The 4989-nt window shown below is 65.8% G+C and carries 7 protein-coding genes; all 7 read right to left on the bottom strand.

Annotated features, from left to right (window positions below):
• Nucleotides 1–53: 53 nt before the first annotated feature.
• The gene (locus tag QR78_RS30045; RefSeq protein ID WP_053221169.1) at nucleotides 54–746 is read right to left on the bottom strand and encodes a hypothetical protein; all 693 of its coding nucleotides are present in this window, start codon (nucleotides 744–746) and stop codon (nucleotides 54–56) included.
• A gap of 81 nt (nucleotides 747–827) precedes the next feature.
• Entirely contained in the window at nucleotides 828–1403 is a 576-nt protein-coding gene (locus QR78_RS30050) for a glycoside hydrolase family 108 protein (RefSeq protein ID WP_053221170.1), read from the bottom strand.
• 23 nt (nucleotides 1404–1426) lie between these two features.
• Entirely contained in the window at nucleotides 1427–1645 is a 219-nt protein-coding gene (locus tag QR78_RS34610) for a hypothetical protein (protein WP_125901265.1), read from the bottom strand.
• A gap of 80 nt (nucleotides 1646–1725) precedes the next feature.
• A complete protein-coding gene (locus QR78_RS34615; protein ID WP_125940061.1) occupies nucleotides 1726–3219 on the bottom strand; it encodes a right-handed parallel beta-helix repeat-containing protein in 1494 nt (497 codons plus the stop codon).
• A gap of 36 nt (nucleotides 3220–3255) precedes the next feature.
• On the bottom strand, nucleotides 3256–3405 hold the full coding sequence (locus QR78_RS30060; RefSeq protein ID WP_244278507.1) for a DUF7697 family protein: 150 nt from the start codon (nucleotides 3403–3405) through the stop codon (nucleotides 3256–3258).
• Between the two features lie 101 nt (nucleotides 3406–3506).
• Nucleotides 3507–3923 (bottom strand): hypothetical protein, encoded by a 417-nt coding sequence (locus tag QR78_RS30065; RefSeq protein ID WP_048431297.1) that lies wholly within the window; start codon nucleotides 3921–3923, stop codon nucleotides 3507–3509.
• A 243-nt stretch (nucleotides 3924–4166) separates the two neighbouring features.
• Nucleotides 4167–4989, bottom strand: an 823-nt coding sequence (locus QR78_RS30070; RefSeq protein ID WP_048431298.1) for a phage tail tube protein, incomplete at its 5' end; no start/stop codon positions are given.

Below are 4989 nucleotides of genomic sequence, written 5' to 3' on the forward strand. Positions count from 1 at the left end.
CCCGCCGGGTGGGCGGGCGTGCTCGGGCCGGCGGGGAACAGCATGGCCCCGGCCTATCGCGCGGCCGGAAGGCTGGCGACGACGGGGGCCAGGGTATTGTCCTCGTTCGCCCCGTCCTCGAGGTTGAGCTTGCGGAAGACGATCTCGGCGAGGCCGGCCTGCCCACCCGCCGCCTCGAGGGCTTTGGCCGGCGCCGCATCGACCGCCCGCTGCACCGCCTTGGCGATCACCTGCGAGCCGACGTTGATCGACAGCTTGCCCTCCTTCACCGCGCCGGGGACCGCGTTGATGGCGTATTCGGTCACGGCGTTCGCCATCTGCTCGACCCGGGCCTGGGTCAGGAACAGCGCGGCCCAGGGGTAGACCTTGCGGATGGCCTGGATCGCGTAGGCAGCGACCGCCGGGATGACGGCGGTGATGACGATCTCCCGGACGAGATCGATCCAGGGCGCGGCCGACAGCGTGACGCGGGTGGCGTCGGCGGTGGCGAGTTCGGCGGCGAGCGCCGGCCCGGCGATGACGGCGATCAGCGCGGCGACGAGGATGCCGAGGATCGGCAGCCGGGCCCGGGCCGCGAGGCAGACGGCGACGGCCAGCGCCAGGGTGCCAAACAGCAGGAGGCCAAAGGCGAGGCCGTAGGCCAAGTTGCTGCTGACGGGCAGCATTTCGATAACCGGACCGGCGCCGGCCATGGCGGGAGAACAGACGCAGGCGAGCGCCAGCGCCGCGAGGAAGATGCGGTGCATGATGGTGTCCTGATTGTGAGGGATGTGCCCGGCTGGCCCGGCCGGCGCGGGTCGAACTGCCCGGAAATCCCGGGCGGTTGGTCAGGCGGCGATCAGCTTGCCGCAGGTCGGGCACTTTGCGGGGTCGACCGGCGCCGCGGTCTCGGTCGCCATGGCGAGCGCCGCCTTGCGCACCTCCTCGACCCGGCGGGCCCAGCCCCGGCCGAACCGCGGCCAGGTCGACAGCGCCCGCAGGAAGACCAGTCGCCCGTCGCACAGGGCGTCGATCAGCGCCTTGGTGTCGCGCTCTGCGACAGCGGCCAGGGTGATGCGCCCGAGCTTGCCGTCATCGCCTACGCCCAAGGCGCGCTGAAGGCCGATCACCGCGCGCTTCGATCCGCCGTTCACCGCGAAATCGAACAGCGCGTAGCCCAGGCCTGCCGGCAGTGCGTCGCCCTGGATCTTGTCCCAGAACCGCTGCCGGTAGATCGGCGCCACGGTCGCGACGGTGAGGGCCTTCACCTCCGCCTTCGTCGCCGGCCGGCCGAGCCACAGGCTCAAGGTGCCGATCGTCACCCCGAGGTTCGTCGCACCCCCCGGGTCGGCCGGGTCGCCGGACCATCCGCCCTCGTGGGCCAGGACGAGCGGCATCGCCCGCTCGAACGTCGTCGCGGTCATAAAATGTCTCCTGTGTCGGGATATTAGAACCAGGGGCGTCCGAACAAGCTGTTGAGCACGAAAAAGACAGCCCCGTAGAACGCGACAATAATGATTGCCGCTCCGAACCAGATTGTCTTGATTGTCTTGCAATACTCTGAGTTCCAATCAGAGCGAAGGCCGGAAAGGTTTCTGCTGAAACCATCCATTGCGGTGTTGAGATTTCGCCGGCTGTCTTCCAGCGCGACTCTGCCGTCGTCCATCGCCGCTCTCCAAATGTCAGGGTGTCAGGACCAGGCCGGGTGGCGCTGCGGTCGGGGCAAGGTCACGGCGGGGCGGCTGATCAGAAAGCCCAGACATTGCCCCTGTAAGACCCGGCGCCAAGCTGATAATCGAAAGTGGTTACATTTCGCGTTTTGATGTTATCGTAGACGACGGCCCAGTTCTGGGACCCGACAATCCCGTAGTTCAGATCGGCCATCATTCCGCCGAAGACCGATCCGGCCGTAGAATTTACACCAGTCACGGCCGTGGCGTTGCCCGGATACTGGCCCTTATAACCGTAGAAAGAATTATCTTCGATAGATGCATCGGACGATGCCGCCCCAAGATAGATGCCATTCCAGTCAAAACCGGTCGTCGAGCTTCCATAGCGATACAGAAGATTTTTCGCGATCATCACCTGCGGTCTAGCAATGGAAACAATTCCAGCGATGTATGCGTTGATGTGATTTCCAATAATTTGTGCGCCCGGGGCATTGTTCGCATTATCGAGAAAGATCCCGTAATTTACGCCGACGAACTGGTTGGCGACAATAATTGGACCCTCCACAAACGCCCCGGGCGGAGCATAGACAGCCCTATTAGCCGAAAACACCTTGTTGTTGATGATGGTGGGAGGGGTTGACTTATCTCTGAGAATAAGAAAATCGGCGCTGAACGCGTTGTCTTTGCCGACAAAAAGATTTTCCGTTACGTTCAGGCTCCAACATCCGAGGCAGTCGATGCCAGTCTGCCACTGATACTTCGCCGGGTCTGTCGGGACGAATTCGACGTTTCTGATGTTGGGGCCGGTCTGGGTAGAGCTGTTTCCGAGCGGCCGGACGATTTTGATGGTGGTGTTGGCGCCGGTCGAAGCGGCCCATGCCGTGAAACTGCGAAACTCCAACCGATAGAACAGACTGTTCTCTGTGATGTTGAAAAGATTTCCCGTTCCATCGAACCGGAGGATCGTCCGGCCCTCACCCTCGCCAACGACCCCGAAATGCTTGTCGGTGAGATTGAATCCTTGGGTAAAGGGCCAAATTCCGCGACGAAAAAAGATCGTGCCGCCGACGTCCGAGAGCTTGGAGCTTAGGGATGCTGCAGCCGCGTCGTTCGCCGCCCGCGCCGCAGCGCAGTCCGTCAAGCAAGAGCGGAAGCCCAGAGCGCGGGCGTCGAGATAGCCGGCATCCAGAGCTTCAACGACTGAGCGCGGCGCACCGACGATGCCGGGGCCGAGATCGGGCGTGTAGGTCGTAGTCTGTCGGTCGGCAAGCAGGCGAGAGAGCGTGTTGAGCGGGGCGGCCGGGTTCGGCGCGACGGTCTGGTCGTCGGACTGGCCCTGCTCGACGGCGCGCCGGCCGCTCGGCAGGGCGTTCAGCAGGGTCGATGTCCCGAGGCTTCCGTCCGGCATGCGCCAGAACAACCTCCCGTCCGCGCGATTGATGGCGATCTCGCCCGGGGCTGTGAGCGACGGGATTGCCCCAGTCCGCGGGTCGGACTTGATCTCCAGTGCGGCGGCCGGCGCAACAAGGGCAACCGAGAGCACGAGGGGTGCAAGGATGCGGCTCATCATGGCGTGGTCCAGCCGGTGTTGTCGGGGGTGGCGACGCTAGTCGGCATTCTCGCTCTGCTCCTGGTAGGCCTTCACGATGACGGGCTCGACGTGCGGTAGGACGTCGGCGAGGAGCGCCGTGCTGGCGCCCATGGCGTCGGCCAGCGCCAGCACAGCGCCGAAGTCGAGAGCATAGGGGGCGCCCATGCCGGCCCTGACCTGCCCGCCACAGCGACGAATCACGGCCCAGGCCGTCAGGCCATCGTCCGTGGCGGGCGCGTGCTCGCGGTACGGGCAGGCCTCGCATTCTACGCCGCAGGCGTCGCAGTATCCCGCGCCACCACCGAAGTGCCAGCGGACGAGTTCGACGATGCGTTTTTTTCCGCGTCCCTCGCCAGGGCCGGCGCGACGTAGAGGTTGTCGATCGCGTCGTAGGCCGGCCAATTCTCCATCAGGAGATCGACGGCCTCGCGGGTGACCGGGATCGGCTGACCATCGGCATCGCCGATACCCTCCCACTCCACGATGCCGCGGCGGGCGAGCTCGCGCACGAGGGCGATGTTGGCGCGCGCGCCGACGTCGTCCTGATCCTCGCCGCGGAACACCTTGCCGACGGCCTCGCGGGCGACCAGCATCGAAGCGACGGTGATCGGCCGGAAGCGAATCCGGACGCCGGGCAAGACGTCGAGCCAGAACGGTTCGACCGACTGGGAGAGCTTGATCATTTTTTCTCGCGGAGAAAGAAGCGATCGGACGCTGATGTGCGATCATCTTGCCGGTCGGCAGGTTCGCAACGATCCCCAGGCCCGCGGGGAACTTCGCTCAGCGTAGCGAGCAAAGCTAACGCACGGCAGGTGCGAATACCTTCCGTGCGATCCATCCCCGCACGAGCGGGGTCAGGCCGTTGTACCGAGGGCCGCGCCCGGAGGGCAAGGGATTTGCCGGCCGGTGCGCGGTCTGTACCGCGCTCAGTATGTCGCGACGTTGTTGATGAGCGTGGCAGTGACGGTCTTGCCGAGCGTCATGTCCTTGGCTGCCTGCCAGGCGAATGTGGCCTGCACCCCGTTCGGCCCGGTCACCGGCGTCTTGGCGCGCGGCAGATAGACGGCGTGCGCCGTGAACACGAGCGAGCGCGCCGCGTCGGTGACCCAGCCGAAGGTGAGTTCCACAGGCGCGCCCGAGGTCGCCTGATCGAGCAGCGTGGTGTCCCGGAACCGCACCGCGATGTTGCCGGACATGCCGACCATGCCGGGGTCGGCGTCCTCGATCCGGCCATCACCGCGAATGACCTCCACCTTGTCGAGGTTGTTGGTGTAGGTGAAGTCGGCCGACACGACGGAGCCGAGCGGCTGGCCGCCCCGGGTGATGGCACCCTGGAACGGGCTGAACCGCTCCACGCTGGCCTCGGCGAGCGTGCCGGCGGCCGACGCCACCAACTTGTTCTCGCCCTGCGCGATCAGGCCGAGCGTCGCGGTGAGCAGGCCGGAGCGCTGCATCTGCACCCGCATGGTGTTGCCGCGCACGCCGAAGTTCTGGCCGTAGCTCGGCACCTCCGGCAGGCCGACCTCCACCGTCATCGAAGGGAGGGCGACGGCGCCGGACGTGAACACGTGGGTGCGCACGCCGGTGGCATCGGTGCTCGACGGCGCGCCCATGAACAGCTTCAGCCAGTTGCCGAAGTTGCGCAGGTCGATCGGCACGACCACGTCGCCGTCGTTGTTCACGACGTCACGGGTCGGCGGCAGCGGCTCGCGGCCGTAGCCGAGTAGATCGCTGGCGATCAGGCCCTGC

It is taken from the genome of Methylobacterium indicum, from assembly GCF_001043895.1.
Classification (GTDB): domain Bacteria; phylum Pseudomonadota; class Alphaproteobacteria; order Rhizobiales; family Beijerinckiaceae; genus Methylobacterium; species Methylobacterium indicum.

Coding starts and splice junctions, on each gene's coding strand:
- QR78_RS30050 (WP_053221170.1), bottom strand. CDS start 1,403: ATGACCGCGACGACGTTCGAGCGGGCGATGCCGCTCGTCCTGGCCCAC.
- QR78_RS30065 (WP_048431297.1), bottom strand. CDS start 3,923: ATGATCAAGCTCTCCCAGTCGGTCGAACCGTTCTGGCTCGACGTCTTG.
- QR78_RS30060 (WP_244278507.1), bottom strand. CDS start 3,405: ATGGGCGCCCCCTATGCTCTCGACTTCGGCGCTGTGCTGGCGCTGGCC.
- QR78_RS30045 (WP_053221169.1), bottom strand. CDS start 746: ATGCACCGCATCTTCCTCGCGGCGCTGGCGCTCGCCTGCGTCTGTTCT.
- QR78_RS34610 (WP_125901265.1), bottom strand. CDS start 1,645: ATGGACGACGGCAGAGTCGCGCTGGAAGACAGCCGGCGAAATCTCAAC.
- QR78_RS34615 (WP_125940061.1), bottom strand. CDS start 3,219: ATGATGAGCCGCATCCTTGCACCCCTCGTGCTCTCGGTTGCCCTTGTT.